The 17613-nt window shown below is 62.1% G+C and carries 19 protein-coding genes; 15 read left to right on the top strand and 4 right to left on the bottom strand.

The features are described 5' to 3' along the window. Nucleotides 1-209: 209 nt before the first annotated feature. From FJ414_RS01160 to FJ414_RS01135, 6 genes are all read left to right on the top strand, one after another. Complete coding sequence (locus FJ414_RS01160; RefSeq protein WP_140640444.1) at nt 210-1646, top strand: extracellular solute-binding protein; 1437 nt, start codon at nt 210-212, stop codon at nt 1644-1646. Between the two features lie 32 nt (nt 1647-1678). Next, on the top strand, nt 1679-2596 hold the full coding sequence (locus FJ414_RS01155) for a sugar ABC transporter permease (RefSeq protein ID WP_140640442.1): 918 nt from the start codon (nt 1679-1681) through the stop codon (nt 2594-2596). After that, nucleotides 2593-3426 carry a carbohydrate ABC transporter permease gene (locus FJ414_RS01150; protein WP_140640440.1) on the top strand — a complete coding sequence of 278 codons (834 nt, stop codon included), beginning with the start codon at nt 2593-2595 and terminating at the stop codon, nt 3424-3426. Before FJ414_RS01155 ends, FJ414_RS01150 begins: the two co-directional genes overlap by 4 nt. Then, nucleotides 3423-4325 carry an SMP-30/gluconolactonase/LRE family protein gene (locus FJ414_RS01145; RefSeq protein WP_140640438.1) on the top strand — a complete coding sequence of 301 codons (903 nt, stop codon included), beginning with the start codon at nt 3423-3425 and terminating at the stop codon, nt 4323-4325. The genes FJ414_RS01150 and FJ414_RS01145 overlap by 4 nt, the downstream gene beginning before the upstream one ends. Beyond that, entirely contained in the window at nt 4253-5152 is a 900-nt protein-coding gene (locus FJ414_RS01140) for an SDR family oxidoreductase (protein ID WP_140640436.1), read from the top strand. Before FJ414_RS01145 ends, FJ414_RS01140 begins: the two co-directional genes overlap by 73 nt. A 165-nt stretch (nt 5153-5317) precedes the next feature. Next, a complete protein-coding gene (locus tag FJ414_RS01135; protein ID WP_140640434.1) occupies nt 5318-5455 on the top strand; it encodes an SDR family oxidoreductase in 138 nt (45 codons plus the stop codon). A gap of 145 nt (nt 5456-5600) precedes the next feature. Here FJ414_RS01135 and FJ414_RS31300 read toward each other — a convergent pair whose 3' ends face one another. Genes FJ414_RS31300 through FJ414_RS01120 form a run of 4 tightly spaced genes read right to left on the bottom strand, consistent with a single transcriptional unit; the run spans nt 5601 to nt 7726 of the window. Next, entirely contained in the window at nt 5601-5774 is a 174-nt protein-coding gene (locus FJ414_RS31300; protein ID WP_181167035.1) for a hypothetical protein, read from the bottom strand. Between the two features lie 31 nt (nt 5775-5805). Continuing rightward, complete coding sequence (locus tag FJ414_RS01130) at nt 5806-6933, bottom strand: WD40 repeat domain-containing protein (RefSeq protein ID WP_140640432.1); 1128 nt, start codon at nt 6931-6933, stop codon at nt 5806-5808. Beyond that, complete coding sequence (locus FJ414_RS01125; RefSeq protein ID WP_140640430.1) at nt 6930-7271, bottom strand: hypothetical protein; 342 nt, start codon at nt 7269-7271, stop codon at nt 6930-6932. The genes FJ414_RS01130 and FJ414_RS01125 overlap by 4 nt, the downstream gene beginning before the upstream one ends. After that, nucleotides 7271-7726, bottom strand: a complete 456-nt coding sequence (locus FJ414_RS01120; protein ID WP_140640428.1) for a hypothetical protein — start codon at nt 7724-7726, stop codon at nt 7271-7273. Before FJ414_RS01120 ends, FJ414_RS01125 begins: the two co-directional genes overlap by 1 nt. A 576-nt stretch (nt 7727-8302) precedes the next feature. Between FJ414_RS01120 and FJ414_RS01115 the strand changes: the two genes are divergently transcribed. The 9 genes from FJ414_RS01115 to FJ414_RS31295 all read left to right on the top strand — a co-directional run bounded on the left by FJ414_RS01115 (nt 8303) and on the right by FJ414_RS31295 (nt 17598). Next, entirely contained in the window at nt 8303-9976 is a 1674-nt protein-coding gene (locus FJ414_RS01115) for an aromatic/alkene/methane monooxygenase hydroxylase/oxygenase subunit alpha (protein ID WP_210239389.1), read from the top strand. Nucleotides 9977-10078: 102 nt separating this feature from the next. Continuing rightward, nucleotides 10079-11137, top strand: coding sequence for a 2Fe-2S iron-sulfur cluster binding domain-containing protein (locus FJ414_RS01110; RefSeq protein WP_140640424.1), 1059 nt, complete (start codon nt 10079-10081; stop codon nt 11135-11137). Between the two features lie 51 nt (nt 11138-11188). After that, a complete protein-coding gene (locus FJ414_RS01105; protein WP_140640422.1) occupies nt 11189-12247 on the top strand; it encodes an aromatic/alkene monooxygenase hydroxylase subunit beta in 1059 nt (352 codons plus the stop codon). 17 nt (nt 12248-12264) lie between these two features. After that, entirely contained in the window at nt 12265-12633 is a 369-nt protein-coding gene (locus FJ414_RS01100; RefSeq protein ID WP_140535648.1) for an MmoB/DmpM family protein, read from the top strand. A 93-nt stretch (nt 12634-12726) separates the two neighbouring features. After that, on the top strand, nt 12727-13749 hold the full coding sequence (locus FJ414_RS01095; RefSeq protein WP_140640420.1) for an amidohydrolase family protein: 1023 nt from the start codon (nt 12727-12729) through the stop codon (nt 13747-13749). A 5-nt stretch (nt 13750-13754) separates the two neighbouring features. Next, on the top strand, nt 13755-14552 hold the full coding sequence (locus FJ414_RS01090; RefSeq protein ID WP_140640418.1) for an iron-sulfur cluster assembly protein: 798 nt from the start codon (nt 13755-13757) through the stop codon (nt 14550-14552). Nucleotides 14553-14730: 178 nt separating this feature from the next. Beyond that, nucleotides 14731-16362 (top strand): molecular chaperone GroEL, encoded by a 1632-nt coding sequence (locus FJ414_RS01085; protein WP_140640416.1) that lies wholly within the window; start codon nt 14731-14733, stop codon nt 16360-16362. A 30-nt stretch (nt 16363-16392) separates the two neighbouring features. Then, on the top strand, nt 16393-17436 hold the full coding sequence (locus FJ414_RS01080) for an NAD(P)-dependent alcohol dehydrogenase (RefSeq protein ID WP_140640414.1): 1044 nt from the start codon (nt 16393-16395) through the stop codon (nt 17434-17436). A gap of 21 nt (nt 17437-17457) precedes the next feature. Then, the gene (locus FJ414_RS31295; protein ID WP_181181483.1) at nt 17458-17598 is read left to right on the top strand and encodes a hypothetical protein; all 141 of its coding nucleotides are present in this window, start codon (nt 17458-17460) and stop codon (nt 17596-17598) included. Nucleotides 17599-17613: the final 15 nt, after the last annotated feature.

Below are 17613 nucleotides of genomic sequence, written 5' to 3'. Positions count from 1 at the left end.
CAAGGGTCGTGCAGGACACACAACTAGAAGCTGCCCCCAACGCCTGTCAAGCGCATGGTTCCGGACCGTGCTCGGTTGCACTACAGCTCTCAATTATCACGCCGAATATGTTTGAGCAATCGATTGACTGTTGGGTTGTTCGGATGCACTGTTGCGTCAAGCCGGATGAATGAAACCGGCGGCGAAGAGAAAACCGGGGAGAGAGAATCATGGATGGAAAACTGGATAACAGGCATCTCGCCAAGGCCAAATCCGGCCATGCCGACGCTGCCGGCCTCACGCGTCGGGATCTGATGCAGCGCGCCGCGATGCTCGGCATCGCCGGCGCCTTCGCCAATTTCGGCTTCCCGGCGCTCGCCGCCGATTTCGACTGGAAGAAGCATGCCGGCACCAAGCTCAGCATCCTGATGACCGGCGACGAGAACGACCACCGGGCGTTGGGCGACATGTTGGACAAATTCAAGGAAGACACCGGCATGGAACTGGAGATCACGTCTCCGGCGCTGGGCGCGCTGATCGAAAAGACGCTGCAGAACCTGAAGGCCGACCATTCTTCGTTCGAGCTCATCGAATATCTCGGTTTCCTGACCACCCAGCAGGTCGGCGCCGGCTATTACGAGCAGCTCAATTCCTACATCGACGATCCGTCGAAGACCCCTCCGGACTGGGACGTCGCCGACTTCCTGCCGCCGGCCATGTCCAATGTCGGTATTTTCGACATGGCATCCGGGACCGTCGGCAAGGGCAAGGACATCTATGGCATTCCGGGCCTGCATTCCGGCTCGGTCATCTACTTCTACCGCAAGGATCTGTTCGAGGCGGCGGGCCTGAAGCCGGCCACGAACTGGGACGAGTTCAAAGACGCGGCGATGAAGCTCAACAAGGACGATGTCGCCGGCTGTTCCTTCATCGGCGCCAATGATTTCTCGCTCGCCGCCGTCGACTGGTACACGCGCTTCATCACCACGGGCGGCAAGCTGATGAGCGGCAGCCCGAAGGAAAAGAACTTCAAACCGAACGTGAATTCGCCCGAAGGCATCGGCGCGCTGCAAATGCTGATCGATCTTCTGCCCTACGCGCCGAAGAACGTGACGAAATACGGCTTTGCCGAGAACGTCGACGGCTTTTCCACCGGCAAGATCGCGCAGATGATCTTTTGGTCGACCATCGCCGGTCCGATCCTCAACGGCGACAATTCGATGGTGTCGGACAAGACGGGCACCGGTCCAGTGCCAGCCAAACCGGGCGAGACGGCGCGGGCAATTCAGGGCGGCTGGGGCATGGGCATTCCGAAGAACATCGATCCGGCCAAGAAGGATGCTGCCTGGCTCGCGTTGACCTGGATGACCAGCAAGGCGTTCAACAAGTTCGAGGTCGAGAAGTACCAGATCGACGCCAGCCGCACCTCGGCGTTCACCGATCCCGACCTGGTTGCCAAGCTACCCTATCTGCCGGACGCGCTGAAAGCGGCGTCGACGGCGGAGATCATTCCAACCTCGCTGATCCCGGAATTCTTCCAGTTGAACGACATCATGAATGTCGAGTTCAACGCCGCGCTGATCGGCACGCAGGATGCCAAGACCGCCTGCGAAAAGGTACAGACGCAGTGGGAGGCCATGCTGCGCAAGGCCGGCCATCTCGCCTGATCGGCTCACGATCGTCGGTTTGGAAGTGAGTGATGAGCATTGCTGCGCCGGCGTCGGCGAAATTCGTGTTCGGCACGCGCGACAGGCCGGGGAGGTCGGTATGGCTGCTCCTCGGTCCGTGCATCGCCTATCTCGTCATCTTCAGCATCTATCCGCTGTTCCACAGCCTGCGCCTGTCGCTGACCGACCTCACCGCGGCGACAGGCACCGGCAATTTCGTCGGTCTCGACAATTATCGCGCATTGCTGGTTGATCCGCAGTTCTGGAACGCGGCCTGGAACAGCGCCGTCATGGTGTCCTTGTCGGTGGCGATCCAGGTGGTTCTCGGCGTTGCGCTCGCCATGTTCTTCAACCTCCAGCTGCGCGGGTCGTGGATTGTGCGCGGCATCCTGCTCTTGCCGATGCTGATGACGCCAATCGTCGTCGGCGTCATGTGGCGGGCACTGCTCAATCCCGACTGGGGACTTGTCGATTGGGCCATCAAAGCGGTCGGACTGACGCCGCCCGACTGGCTGGGTACGGTCAGCATGTCGATGGTTACCGTCATCATGGTCGACTGCTGGCAATGGACGCCGTTCGTGTTCATGATCGTCTTCGCCCGACTGCAAGCCCTGCCACAGGAGGTGTTCGAAGCGGCGCAGGTCGATGGCGCTGGCCCGATCGTTACCTTCCGCCGCATCACCTTGCCGATGTTGAGGCCGGCGATCGTCTTTGCCGCCGTCTTCCGCGCGGTGGACGCCTTCCGCTCCTTCGATCTGATCTACGGGCTGAGCTATGGCGGTCCAGCGCGCAGCACCACGACGCTGAGTTTCTTTTCGTTCCAGAACGGGTTCCAGTTCCAGAACTACGGCTATGCGGCTGCGGTCGCCTATATGATGCTGATCATCCTCGCCGTCGGCACTACGGTCCTGCTGCAATACGTTCAGCTGCGGCCAGGGAATTCACGATGAAGTTCCGGCCCGGCAGGATCATCGCCTATCTGTTTCTGATCGTGCTTGCGGTCGTCGGCGCAGCACCCTTCCTTTATCTCGTCGTGCTGTCAACCAAGAAGCGCATCGAGATCCTGGCGCAGGTGCCGCCGAAGCTGACGTTCACCTGGGTGCAGGCGGCCAAAAACTACAACGAGGTGCTGTTCAGCCAGGGCATGCTGAGCTTTACGTTGAACTCGCTGATCGTGGTCAGCATCGCCACGGCGATCGCGCTTGTCATCGGCACGCCCGCTGCCTACGCGTTTTCGCGGCTGCGCTTCAAGAACAGCGAGCGCCTTGCCAGCACCATTCTATCTATGCGTTTCATGCCGCCAATCGCGGTTGCGATCCCACTTTTCCTGATGGTCAAGGCCGCGGGCCTGCAGGACAGCTATCCCGGGCTGATCCTGCCCTACGTCGCCTTCTCGCTGCCGCTTGTGGTTTGGATCATGATCGGCTTCTTCGACGAGATCCCAGGCGAGATCGACGAGGCGGCCCTGATCGACGGCTGCACGCGCGTCAGCGCGCTCTGGTACGTCATGCTGCCGATCGTCAGGCCCGGCCTCGTCACGGCCGCGCTGTTCGGCGCGCTGTTCATCTGGAACGAGTTCCTCGTCGCGCTGTATGTCATCGATTCGCGCGCGTTCCAGACCATCTCGCTCGGCGCCGCGACGCTGGTCAGCGCACAGCGTCCGATCGACTGGAACATCGCCGCAACGGTGGGTGTCGTCACGGTCATTCCGATCCTCATCTTCTCGCTCTTCGTCCAGCGCTACATTGTGCGCGGAATAACCGCCGGAGCTGTCAAATGAACTACGATCTCAAGCCGGAACTTGTGACTTCGGATCTCGGCTGGCCGGAGGGGCCGACCGTGATGCCGGACGGCAGCGTTGTCTTCGTTGAGAGCTACCGCAGCCAGCTGACCCTCGTCGGCGAGGACGGCAAGGCCAGGCAATTCGCCTACGTGACCGGCGCGCCGAATTCATGCGTGCTGGGTTCCGACGGCGCGCTCTACGTTTGCCAGAACGGCGGCACGGTCGGCCCGTGGCGCGCAGCCGAGATGACCTTGCCGTCGATCCAGCGGGTGCGGCCAGGCGGCAAGCCGGAAATCCTGGTGAGCGAAGTCGACGGCATCAAGATGAATGGGCCGAACGATCTGGTCTTCGGGCCGGATGGCACACTGGTCTGGACCGATCCGGGGACCTATAATCCGGCCAATCCCGATCCGAGCTACATCTATGCACTATCGCCGGACGGCAGGGCCAGCGTGAAGGTCGCGTTTCCCGCGCCAACGTTTCCGAACGGGGTCGTCGTCGAGGCCGACGGCTCGATCGTGTGGGATGAATCCTACACCGGCCATGTTTGCCGGCTGAAAACCGACGGAACGATTGAAGATCTCGGCAGGATGCCAGGCAAGAATCCCATTCTCGATGGCATGGCGATCGCCAAGGACGGCTCCCTGCTCGTTACCGACCTCGTTGGCGAAGGGTTTCACGTTTTGGCGCGCGATGGCACGCCGAAGGGCTTCGTGCGCACCGGCGGCTGTCCGACCAATCTTGCCTTCGATGGCGAAACGCTTTGGGTAACGGACGCCAGCGTCCTGGCTAGCAGCGCAGAGCCCAATTATGCGGGGCGATTGTGGCGGCTTACATTTCCTGGCGGCGGCGCTCCGACCTACAAGGGCTCGATCGAGATGAAGGTCAAGGCATGAGTGCGCGAGAAGCCTTTCCGGGCCTCTCCTACAAGGGAAAGGTTGCGTTTGTCACCGGTGGCGGCTCCGGGATCGGCCGCGAGACGGCGCTGACGCTCGCCGATTTGGGCGCCGATGTCGCGGTCCTCGATTGGACCGCCGGCGCGGCCGATGCCACGGCCGAGGCTGTGCGGAAGATTGGGCGCAAGGCCGTTGCCTTCAATGGAGATACAGGCGACGAGAAAACGGTTGTGGATGCCTTCGCGGCGACGCGCCAACAGCTCGGCGAGATCGACGTTGCGGTTGCCTGTGCCGGGATACTGGGCGCCGGCGGTCCGGTGTTCGAAACCTCGGTCGAGGATTTCGAGCAGGTAATGGCCGTCAATGTGCGTGGCTCGTTCCTGGTCACGCGCGAGGCCGCCAGCGGCATGCGACAGCGCAAGCGAGGCGCGATCGTGCTGCTGTCCAGCCTGGACGGCCTGCAGGCAGAGCACGGCATGTTTTCGTATTGCACATCCAAGGGCGCGCTCCTCAATTTGGCCCGCGCCGCCGCGCTCGATCTGGCGCGCGACGGTGTAACGGTAAATTGCGTGTGCCCGAGCGTGACGCACACGCCGCTGCTTGCGGGCCGCCTAGCAACACTGCCGAACGGCGACGAGATACTTGCCTCCTATGCAGCGCGCCATCCGCTCGGCCGGGTGTTGACGCCGCGCGATATCGCCTCCGCGATCGCTTTTGTCGCGTCGCCGATCGCCAATGGCATCACCGGGGCTGCGATCCCGGTCGACGCCGGTATCGGCGCGACCTGGGACAACTACCGCGATCCGCCGTGGATCGCTGCTGGCTGAAACGGGCGTCGGGCAATGCGGGACATTGATGCCTTTGGCCCACGAAAAGGCCAGCAAAATCAATACCCGTGACACATCCTCCGGGCCTACCATTATCTTTGATTCAATTGATGGAAGACCTCGGCCAAAAACGTTTTGGGCTCATTGTGGGCCGGCGTAAAGACATTGCTGGACCTGATGCCGATGCGCGCTTTCGCCGACACGGCTGATGTGGTGGCGGCGGTTCTGTATCTGGCGTCACCGGCTGCCAAGATCGTCACCGGCCATGTCCTGGCGGTTGACGGTGGCTATCTTGCCCGTTGAGTTCCCGATCACAAACTGTCGATGCTGATCGTTAGCGCGGGCGATTCGAGCTGTGGCACGTTGGCCCCTGCGGGTCCGGGCCCAGCAACATGCGAACAGCTCTGCCATTCTTGAGGGCGCGCCGGGTCAAGAGCGCATCGGCAATTCAATTGGTCTTCAGCGGACCCGCCCGGTTTTCGGCGATCCACCGCGCGGCCAGCACCAGCGCCCCCATGCTGAAATCCTTGCCGTGCTTGGCAACCATCTCTTCCGACAATTTGGCAAGGCGTTCGAAAAAGGCGTCCTTGCTCTTTTCCTCTGCAGTGAGCTCGGTTTGCATTCCATCCTCCTGTTGTCGGGCTTCGCCCTGGCTATTTGAAAAGCATTGCCGGGAAGGTGACGATCGCAGCAGTTCCATCCACCATGCCCACAGCCAAGTGCTGTCCATCGCCGGACCAGGCCAGCGCTGTGATCGCGCTGCCTGAAAATTTCACGACGAGCTCGTCACGCGAGCCGATCTGGGCGACTGTGATGCGGCCGTTGGCGTAGCCGGCGGCGATAAGGCTTCTCACCGGATGCGCCGCCATTGTTTCAACTGGAACAGGTGCCGCACGACCCGTTTCCAGCGCGCCGGAAGCCGCATGCTCAAATGGCGGGACAGCCATTGACCAGCCAGCAATACGGAATGCGCCGGACGCAAACAGCGTGTTCTCTTGCGTGCTCCAGCACACGGTCCGGACCGGCGAAGGAAATCCGCCGACTACGCCCGATCGGCCATCTGACAGGCGCACAAGGCCAAAGCCTCCTGTCTCAAGTCCGCAGGCCAGCCATGAGCCGTCGTAGCTCCAGCGGATGGAAGCCGGGCGTGAGGGAGTGGAAAATTCGTTGATGAGCCCGGGACCGCCGTCGACCGCCCAGATCGACAGCCCGTTGCCGGAATCGAACGCGAGCCGGTTCGCGTCCGGCGAGAACGCGATGGCGTGCGTCGATGAGGACGCTGCCTGGCGCAGCCTTACCACTTCATCGTTGGCGCGCGCCAGGAACACATCATGTCCATCGCTGAAGGCCGTCATGGCCTTCGGGGCACCATGGGCGATAGCGAGGATCGGTCCGTCGATCTTGATCGGCGTTGGCGCAATCGCGCCGTCGGGTGCCAAATGCGTGGCTTCACCCGCACTCGTGCCGACGAGGAAGCCAGAACTGCGATAAGCGACGATCGGGACATCGCCGTCCCCAAGCGATGCGGAAGCGATCAAAGGTGCGAGCGGCTTCTCGCGGGGCCGGATCGTCGTCTGTCCGAGATCGCCGCTGACCCGGATCCTTGCCTCCGGCGGTTCCTGATCCGCCACCTTGCCGATTGCGACGGATCCGTCCACGGATGTGAATGCGATGGCGGAGCCATCGGCGCTGAAGCACACATCGGCAACCGCGGCCGGGCGCCGCCAGCTTCGTGCCAGCAGGTCGAACAGCGCCAGGTTCTGCGTTGTTTGCTGGTTCACGGCTTGTCTCCCCTAATGGCGCTCGTTGCTTCGGCAAGCGCGCGGTCGACATCCGCGACCTTGCCTTCGATTGCCAAGATGCGTTCCTCGCTTTCGATGCATGCCTGCCTCATGGCCTCGGCACTCGCTTCAGCGTCATGCAAATCCCGCACCAGTTCAGCGCCGCCGCCATGCTTCCCGATTTCGAGCTCCAGGCGCAGCACCTCGATCTGGATGCCGGAGAGCTTTTGATTGAGCCGCTGCGCTTCGGCGGTGAGCGCCGAGACTTCGGCGACGAGAGCCAATCGTTGAGCGACCAGCACGGCCAGCCCAGCGTCGCGTCTTGTGCCGCCGCTCATCACTTTTTCTCGGCTGGTTTTTCGAAAGCGGACAGCAATCCCGGCAGGCCGTCTACCTGTTTCTGGAACTGCTTTTCGGCGGTTTCGATATGGCTCTTGAGTTGATCCCATATGTCGACGCGGATCATGGACGGGGTGTCGCCGGTAAGATGCTCGATCTCGGCGATGCGAAACTGGCGCGATAGCGATACCCCGGAAAACACGAAGTCGCGCAACAGGATCGCGTGGCTTTCAACGAACAGATGGATCATCGGATGCGTCTCCGTGGTGACGCCGCTGGCGGCAAGCTCGGCCCGGATGAAATCCTGGAAATGGCCTTGCAGACGGTGCTGGCTCTCACCCATGAATCGCATGACGAAAACGAGGTCACTCGGCATCAGCCTGACGAGTTCGGCGGTCACGTCGTCCGGTTGGCTTGGCCGGGGAAGGCCGGGGCTGTCATTGTTGCCTGGCATTGTCTTTCTCGGCATTGCCTCCCGCTCGAGATGGTCATCAAATCGAGATCGGTATCAAATAGTGTATGAAATAATCGAAATGAATAGGTGCGGACTATTTTATTCGTACCGCCTTTTCTAAGATTATATATTGCAGTGCACAAAATAGCACAAATATTACATATGTAATGTACAGATGTAAAATATCGTTACAATCATCTGGATGTTCGCCGGAGACAGCCACGACGGTCTCCGCCCAGGCGCTGCTCATAGGCCCGATTTTCAAACTGGCACGGCGCTTGCTTTACCTATTTGCATAAGAAGCCCATCGCGTTCCGACGCGGTGCCAAAAGAACGAAGGACCGGAGGAAGCCGCAGCACACGCGCTTCGATACGCCCATCGCAAGATGCGACTGGGGTGTCGCAGCGCTCCGCAGTCCACCTCGAGAACCTTTGCCGCGATCCACTTGAATGGCTGGACCCTGTGTCGCGCCTGACGGCGCAACCGTTGTCATGCCGTTCGCAAACTCACCGGCGGCGTTGTGTGCCGTCTCATGCCTGGATCGAGGGATCCATGGCTCAACCTGGTGGAGGCTTATGACGATGTCGTCGTTGACACTTAACAAGATTACCTCGCAGCGCGGTATTTCCGTGGGCGAGGCGACCAAGAAGATTTCCGACCTCGGTTGGAACCCGACCTATGTCCAGGAAGCGATGACGTTTCCGACCGACTACAAGATCGCCAAGGCGCCGCGCGATCCGATGAAGCAGGTGCTGCGCTCCTATTTCCCCATGCAGGAGGAAAAGGACAATCGCGTCTACGGCGCGCTCGACGCCGCTCTTCGCGGCGACATGTTCCGCAATGTCGAGCCGCGCTGGGTGGAGTGGATGAAGCTCTTCCTCGCCATCATTCCCTTCCCGGAGATATCCGCCGCCCGCTCGATGGCGATGGTGGCGCGGCTGGCGCCCGGCGAGGATCTCAGGACCGGCTTCACCATGCAGATGGTCGACGAGTTCCGCCACTCGACCATCCAGATGAATCTGAAGAAATGGTACATGGAAAACTACATCGACCCGGCAGGGTTCGATATCACCGAGGAAGCCTTCGGCAAGTGCTACGCGACCACGATCGGCCGCCAGTTCGGTGAAGGCTTCATCACCGGCGACACGATGACGGCCGCCTGCATGTACCTGACCGTCGTCGCCGAGACGGCGTTCACCAACACGCTCTTCGTCGCCATGCCTTCGGAAGCCGCGCGCAACGGCGACTATGCGCTGCCGACCGTGTTCCTCTCGGTGCAGTCCGACGAGAGCCGCCACATCGGCAACGGTCACTCGCTGCTGATGGCCGCGCTGAAGGAGCCGGAGAACCACCTGCTGCTCGAGCGCGACATGCGCTACGCCTTCTGGCAGAACCACGCCATCGTCGACGCCGCGATCGGCACCTTCATCGAATACGGCACCACCAACCGCGACAAGAACAAGGAGTCCTACGCGGAAATGTGGCACCGCTGGATCTACGAGGACTACTACCGCACCTACATGCTGCCGCTCGAGAAATACGGCATCAAGATCCATCACGACGACGTCCAGGCCGCCTGGGAGCGCATCACCAAGAAGAACTACGTCCACAAGGTCGGCCAGTTCTTCGCTGTCGGCTGGCCGGTCAACTTCTGGCGCATCGAGGCGCAGACCGACAAGGACTTCGAGTGGTTCGAGCACAAATACCCAGGCTGGTACGCAGAGTTCGGCGACTTCTGGAAATGGTACGCCAAGCTCAGCCACAAGGGCGAGAAGGTGCTCTTGTTCAACAGCGATGTCGGCTACGTCTATCCGCACCGCTGCTGGTCCTGCCTGGTGCCTTGCCTGATCCGCGAGGACATGGTGGTCGACGAGATCGACGGGCAGCTGCACACCTTCGCCCACGAACTCGACCGCTGGACCGCTGTCGAAGCCTTCGCCGATGAGTATCAGGGCCGTCCGACGCCCGCGATGGGCCGCTTCAGCGGCAAGCGCGAGTGGGAGACGCTCTATGACGGCTGGGATCTCGCCGATGCGATCAAGGATCTCAACTTTGTCCGTTCCGACGGCAAGACACTGATCCCGCAGCCGCACCTGCGCTTCGGCGCCGACGAGCAGTGGACGCTCGACGACGTGCGGGGCAACATCCTCGGATCGCCGCTCAATGCGCTCCGCGGCATGTCGCCGGCCGATCGGGAGAAGCATCTGGCCGAGTATCGGGCAGGCTTCACCATCACGCCCATCAACTGACCATCCGAGCGCGGGGGCCGGGGTTTCCGACCCCCGCGACATTCCAGAGGAAGGCCATCTCCTGTCCTGCGGACGGGCCGGAGAGGAATTGGGAGGTTATCGATGACTGGTGCTTACACGGTGCGCCTGGAGCCGGTCGGCGTCGAGTTCGAGGTCGAACACGGCGAGACGGTCCTGAACGCGGCTTTCCGCCAGGGCATCGCGCTGCCGCATGGCTGCAAGGAAGGGCAATGCTCGGCCTGCAAATGCGTGCTGCTCGAAGGCGAAGTCGACATGCTTAAATACTCGACCTTCGCGCTCAACGACACGGAGAAGGAGAGCGGCCACGTCTTGTTGTGCCGGTCGATCGCCTATTCCGACATGCAGGTCGAGCTCCTCAATTACGACGAGGAGGTTCTGGCGAAATCAATCGCGGTGAAGACGTTCAAGGGCCGGATTTCGAAGTTCGAGCATCTTACCCACGACATCCGCGGCATCGAGATCGAGCTCGGCTCGCCGATAAAATTCTGGGCTGGCCAATATGTCGACATCACGGTCACCACGCAAAAAGGGGAGACGATTACGCGCTCGTTCTCCATGGCAAATACGCCGGACGAAACCCAAAAGCTCTCCTTCATCATCAAGAAATACCCCGAAGGAAAGTTCTCCGGAGAGCTCGATTCCGGAGGTATCCGCGTCGGAGCCGAGGTCAGTGTCGCCGGGCCCTATGGAACCTGCTTCCGGCGGGAAGGACGGCAAGGCCCCCTGATCCTGGTCGGCGCCGGCTCCGGCATGTCGCCGGTATGGTCGATCCTCAACGATCACCTGAAGAGCGGCGAGAAGCGGGACGTCTACTTCTTCTACGGCGCGCGGACCCCTACCGACCTGTTCTATCTCGACAGGATCGCCGAGCTTGCCGGCCGCCACCCGGAGCTGAATTTCATCCCGGTGCTGTCGCATGTGAATGGCGAGGCGTGGGACGGCGAGCGCGGCTTCGTCCACCAGGGCGTCGACGCCAAGCTCAAGCAGCTCGCGGTCGACGGGCAGGGCGACGTCTATGCCTGTGGTCCGCCGCCCATGATCGATGCGCTGCAGCCCGTGCTGTTCATGAACGGCTTCGAGACCGAACGCATCTTCTTCGACCGGTTCACCACATCGTCCAACGCCGTCCCGGCTCATTGAGGCGGGCCGGAGCGCAACATCAGAGCAACTGCAACAAAGGGAGTGAAGACAATGGTAGCAACGTCGAGTTCAGTAGGATCGGGAGCCGCGGGAGCCGCGATCTTCGCCGATTCGGACAGCCGCAAATATCGGTATTTCGAGCCGAGAGGCCAGCGCGCCACACACTATGAGGATGTCACGGTCGACGTGCAGCCCGACCCCGAGCGCTACCTGATCCAGGACTGGATCATCTCGTTCTCGAACGGCAAAGGCGCCTACATCAAGGACAACACTGCCGCCAGAAGCTCGAACTGGCATGCTTTCCGGGCTCCCGACCAGGAGTGGGAACGCACGCACTACCAGCGCCAGTCGAAGATCGAGACGATGGTGCAGAGCGTCATCACCAATGCCCGCCGCGCCGGCGCGCCGAAGACCTTCGACAAGGTCTGGGCCAAGCTGCTGCAGGCGCATCTCGGAGCTTGGAAGCATGCCGAGTTCGGCCTCGGCACGTCGCTCATGCAGGCGCAGCGCTACGGCTACACGCAGATGATCAACAATGCGACGCTGACCAACTCCTCCTACAAGCTGCGGCTCGCCCAGGACATCACGCTCTATCTCGCCGAGATCGGCATGGACATCGCCGGCTGGGACGACGAGCTCGGCAAGAAGCATTGGCTCGAGGACGGCGTGTGGCAGAGCACCCGCGAGGCGGTCGAGACCATCATGGGCACGACCGACTATCTGGAACAGTACTTCGCCATCAATATCGTGTTCGAGCCGCTGGTCGGCGAGTTGTTCCGCTCCGGTTTCCTGATGCAGGCGGCGGCGGCCAACCACGACTTCATCACGCCGCCGGTGATTTCGGCGGCTGAAGCCGACTACGAGCGCAACCTCGCCAACACCATCGACCTGGCCTACCTGCTCGCCCGCGACGAGAAGCATGGCGCGGCAAACAGGAAGCTCTTCCAGGGCTGGGTGAACAAGCATGGCGCGCTTGCCGACAAAGCAGCCGCCGGCCTCCAGCCGATCTGGTCGATGCCGCATTCCAAGCCGGTTTCCTTCACCGACGTTCGCGCCCAATCCGAGGAACGGATCGGCCGGATCCTCGGCGAACTCGGCCTCAAGCGCTGAACAGGGGAGAAAAGATCATGTCAGTAGCAGCACGCGACGCCTCGCAGTCCAACATCTTCAAGTCGATGAAGGACATCACCTTCGAACAGACGATTTCGCACCAGTGCGGCGTCACCATGAACGACTCGGTCGAAGCCCGCGCCATCGCCGAGTTCATGGGCAAGAAGCCTGGGGTCATCGTCACCTACCAACCGGCCATGATCCGCATCGACGGCGACGGCAAGCTGATCTTCAAGATGGACGAGATCAGCGAATATCTCGGCCGCGACATGACCGCCGAGATCTTCGAGGTCAACACCTCCACCCACTACGGCCGCATGGTGCGCGTCGACGACAACACCGTGATCCTGTTCGGGAACATGGACGAGGTCTTCGAATACATCTGACCAAGTCCAAGGACCCGGCGCGCCGCTCGGCCGCGGCGCGCCGGCCCCAGTCAACACGACGCCCTATCAACATGACGACTGCGGAGGCAAGAAATGTACAGGACACCGGAAGGCAAGGACATCTTCGTGGTCGACGGCCACACCCATTTCTGGGATGGCAGCCCGGAAAACCAGAAGAACATCCACGGCAAGCAGTTCATTGACTGCTTTTATGCCTATCACACGGGCTTGAGCCCGAAGGAACAGCTCTGGGAGAAGGGCAAGTTCGAGAAATACAGCGCCGACGATCTCTACCGCGACCTGTTCATCGACGGCCCGGACGACGTGGCGATCGTCCAGTCGACCTATCTGAAGGATTTCTACAAGAACGGCTTCAACACGATCGAGCGCAATGCCGAGGTCGCCAAGCGCTATCCCGAGCGCTTCATCGTCAACGGCGCCTTCGATCCGCGCGACGGCGAGAAGGCGCTGGAATATATCCACTTCCTCAAGGAGACCTACGACGTCAAGGGCGTGAAGATGTACACGGCCGAATGGAATGGCGCCTCCAAGGGCTGGAAGCTCACCGACCCCGATGCCTACAAATGCTTCGAGCTGTGCGAAAAGCTCGGCATCAAAAACATCCACGTCCACAAGGGCCCCACGATCATCCCGCTCAGCAAGGACGCGTTCGACGTGCATGACGTCGACCATGCGGCGACGGATTTCCAGGGCCTCAACTGGATCATCGAGCATTGCGGGTTGCCGCGCCTCGACGATTTCTGCTGGATCGCGACGCAGGAAACCAATGTCTATGGCGGCTTGGCGGTGGCGCTTCCCTTCATCCATTCGCGCCCGCGCTATTTCGGCGAGGTCATCGGCGAATTGCTGTTCTGGATAGGGCCGGAGAAGATCCTGTTCGGCTCCGACTACGCGATCTGGACGCCCCGCTGGCTTGTCGAGAAATTCTGGGCCTACCAGATCCCGCAGGACATCGCCGCGGAACGCGGTGTGCAACTGACCGACGAGATCAAGGAGAAGATCCTCGGCCTGAACGCCGCGCGTCTCTACGACATCGACATCGAAGCCAAGAAGAAGGCGCTCGCAAGCTCGCCCTTCAGCATCGCGGCGGAGTAGAAGCCATGGCAACCGCCAGTGTTTCCGACAGCCGCGAGAAGGAACTCTGGCGGCGCCTTGGCGAGGTCAACGACCCGGAACTCGACGAACCCATTACCGAGATGGGCTTTGTCGAGCGGGCCGAGATGAAGGGTGACGGCAGCGTGGAGGTCGATTTCCGCCTGCCGACCTACTGGTGCTCACCCAACTTCGCCTTCCTCATGCTCGACGGCGTGCGCAAGGCGCTCGACCACCTCTCCTGGTCGCCCGCCTATCGTGTCCGGCTGCACGACCACATGTTCGCCGAAGAGGTCAATCGCGGCATCGAGGAAGGCAAGACGTTCGGCGATATATTCGCTGGACTCGCCGGCGATGAGGATATCGGCGCGCTGCGCGAGACCTTCAGCATGAAGGCTTTCAAGCGGCGTCAGGAAGCTGTGCTGCTCGCCCTGAGAAAGCAAGGGCTGACGGATCGCGAGATCCTCGGCATGGACCTTGCCGCGTATGATGTTGCCCGGCTCGGGTCCGGCGACGCGGCAAGGCAGAAGGCGCGATACCGGACAGCGCTTGTCGAGCGCTTTCCGGCGCGAAGGCAGGGCGACCCCGTCTTCCTCACCTGGGAGGGGCGCCAAATCTCGGCCGAGGCCCTCGATGCCCATCTCGCCGAACTGCGCGCCGTGCGCATCAACATGGAGTTCAACGGCGCGCTTTGCCGTGGGCTCAAGCAGGCAAGATACAAGGAGCTGGACGTGATCGACGGCGAGCCGACGCTGGTCGACTTCATCATGGATCGCGTGCCGGAGCGAAGCGCGCCGGCCACCTAATGCATGTCGCCCAAAAGTGCGTAGCGGTTTTGGGAGAACGACATGCATCAAACAAAGACTTAGAGCGCGTCGCCTGAATCCGTTTCTGCGCGACGCGCTCTAAGCAGAACCGAAGCAACGGCCTCCCACGCACGAGGCCCCCAACCAACAACCCGCCCGTAAGGCGGAAGGAGGAGTCATGCCCAAAATTATGCTTCACAATTCCGAGGCCCGCCGCGCGCTGGCCCGTGGTGTCTTTCGGCTCGCCGCGGCCGTCGAGCCTACGCTCGGTCCCAAAGGCATGAATGCCATGATCGACCGGCCGATCGGCACGCCGATGGTTACGCGCGACGGCGTCAGCATCGCCTCCGAGATCGAACTGCACGACCGTTTCGAGAACATGGGCGCGCAGGTCGTCCGCGAAGTGTCGATGCAGACCAACGAGGTCGCCGGCGACGGCACCACGACCGCCATCGTGCTCGCCAACGCGCTGATCCAGGGCGGCATCGAGGCGAATGAGCGCGGCGCCAAATCAGTCGACCTGTGCAAAGGCATCGAACTCGCCGTAACGGCGGTTGTGGATGCCCTCAAGGCATCGGCCAAGCCCGCCAAGGGCAACGGCATTCTCGCCTCCGTCGCCAATATCGCCGCGACCGACGCCAAGCTCGGCGCGTTGGTCGCGGAAGCGCATCAGCGCGTCGGCGCCGAAGGCGTCATCACCACCGACTTCAGCGTCACCACCGAGACCACGCTCGACGTGGTCGAAGGCATGTCCTTCGACCGCGGCTACCTCTCGCATCACATGGTCACGGACCAGGAGAAGATGGAGGCCGTGCTCGAGCGGCCCTTGATCCTGATGACCGATCTCAAGATCAAGGAGCCGCAATCGCTCGAGGCCGCGCGCCGCATCGCCGACGAGGCCGGCCGGCCGCTCTTGATCGTGTCCGAGGAAGTGTCGCCGGAAGTCGTCGTGACGCTGCTCGGCAAGCAGGGGCCAGGCAAATACCTCATCGTGCATCCGCCGGAATACGGCCATTGGCGCAAAGCGATGATGGAGGATCTGGCGATCATCACCGGCGGCAGGGTGATAGCCCGCGATCTCGGCGGCCGCTTGGAGGATATCACGGTCGACGATCTCGGAACCGCTGACCGCGTGAAGACGAGTTCGTCATACACTTCGATCATCCGCGGTGGCGGCAACCATGATGCGATCGCCTCGCGGCGTGCGCAGGTGCAGCGGCAATATGAGGCCGCCCCGCCGAACATCGAGCAGGACAAGCTGCGCGAGCGCCTGGCCAAGCTTTCCGGCGGCACCGCGATCCTCTATGCCGGCGGCGTCACGCCGGTCGAGCAGAAGCGGACAATCCAGCTGATCGAGGATTCGCTGAATGCGGTGCGCGCGGCTTCCGAGGAGGGCGTGGTCGCCGGCGGCGGTTCGGCGCTCGCCCAGATCGCGCCGCTGCTCGACAAGATGGCGACCGGTGTCGATGGCGACATCGCCGAAGGTGTACGCCTGGTCCGCTCCGTGCTGACGCGGCCGCTGTGGCGCATCGCCGCCAATGCCGGTGCCGATCCCGAGGCCGTGGTGACCGAGGTGACGCGCATCAATGGCGGCTACGGCTACAACGCGTCCGCCGGCAGCTACCAGAACATGTTTGAAGCCGGGATCATCGATCCCGTCCGCGTCACCTATACGGCACTCGCCAACGCGGCGTCCGTGGCGACGCTGATCCTGACCACCGAGACATTGATCGGCGATCTTGCCGAGGACGAGGACCCGACGGCCGGGCCGGCGCTCGGCGGCGGCGCGGAAAAGCTTGGCCGCGCCTGAAACAATTCCCGGAACCGAGAGGACACGACGATGAAAGCTGCCAGACTCTACGAATACGATCCGAAAATGAACGTGAAGCTCAAGATCGAGGATGTCGCCGCGCCGACGATCACCGCACCGGATGAGGTGATCGTGCGCGTCGGCGCCGCCGGGCTGTGCCGCACCGACCTCCATATCATCGAAGGGGTGTGGAAGCCGACGATGGATCCCGACGGCAGCCTGCTGCCCTACATCATGGGGCACGAAAATGCCGGCTGGGTCGAGGAGGTCGGCAGCGGCGTCAGGTCGGTCAAGCGCGGCGACGCCGTGATCTGCCATCCGTTCCGCTCGTGCGGCATCTGCCTCAACTGCCGGCACGGCGAGGACATGTACTGCGACAATGGCCAGTTTCCCGGCCTCGGCATGAATGGCGGCTTCGCCGAGTATTTCATCACCAGCGAGCGCTCGCTGATCAAGCTCAACGCCAACGTCACGCCGATCGAGGTGGCGCCGCTGGCCGATGCCGGCATCACCGCCTACCGGGCCGCCAAGCGAGCGGCGAAGCTCCTGCGTCCGGGGAGCTACTGCGTCCTGCTCGGCATCGGCGGGCTGGGCCACATCGCGTTGCAGTCGCTGCACGCGATTTCAGGCTGCCGGATCATCGCCGTCGATCGCGAACCGGCAGCGCGCGTGCTGGCCAAGGATCTCGGCGCCGACTTCGTGCTCGATGGCGGGCCGAACGTCGTCGAGGAGGTCAAGGCGATCACCGGCGGCGGCGCCCATGTAGTTCTCGACTTCGTCGGTGAGCTCGGCGTCGAGAACATCTGCTGGAAGATGGTCCGCAAGGGCGGCCAGTTGTTCGTCGTGGGTTACGGCGGCGCCATCAATGTCCCGACCGCGCATCTGGTCATCGAGGAGATCAACATCGGCGGCAGCCTGGTCGGCAACTTCACCGAGCTTGTCGAGCTGATGGAGCTTAACGCCGACGGCAAGGTGAAGATGCACTACACCGAGTACAACCTCGCCAGCATCAACACCGCGCTCGACGACTTCAAGAACCGGCGGTTCACCGGCCGCGGCGTCATCGTTCCCTGAGAAAGTCCTGGACCGGATGCCATGTGGAGAAGCGCCGGCGGGGCGGCGCTGTCGCAACTATGGCTCTATATCGTTGCCCCTTGCCTTGGTGCTGCCGCAGCCGGACTGGCGCTACGCGTCGGCGTGGTCGGTTCCGGCGAACAGGCGCCGCAGCCTGCCTGATCGGCCGCCGATCCA

Source organism: Mesorhizobium sp. B3-1-6, from assembly GCF_006439555.1.
Classification (GTDB): Bacteria; Pseudomonadota; Alphaproteobacteria; order Rhizobiales; family Rhizobiaceae; genus Mesorhizobium.
This window is presented reverse-complemented; position numbering and strand designations above follow the sequence as displayed.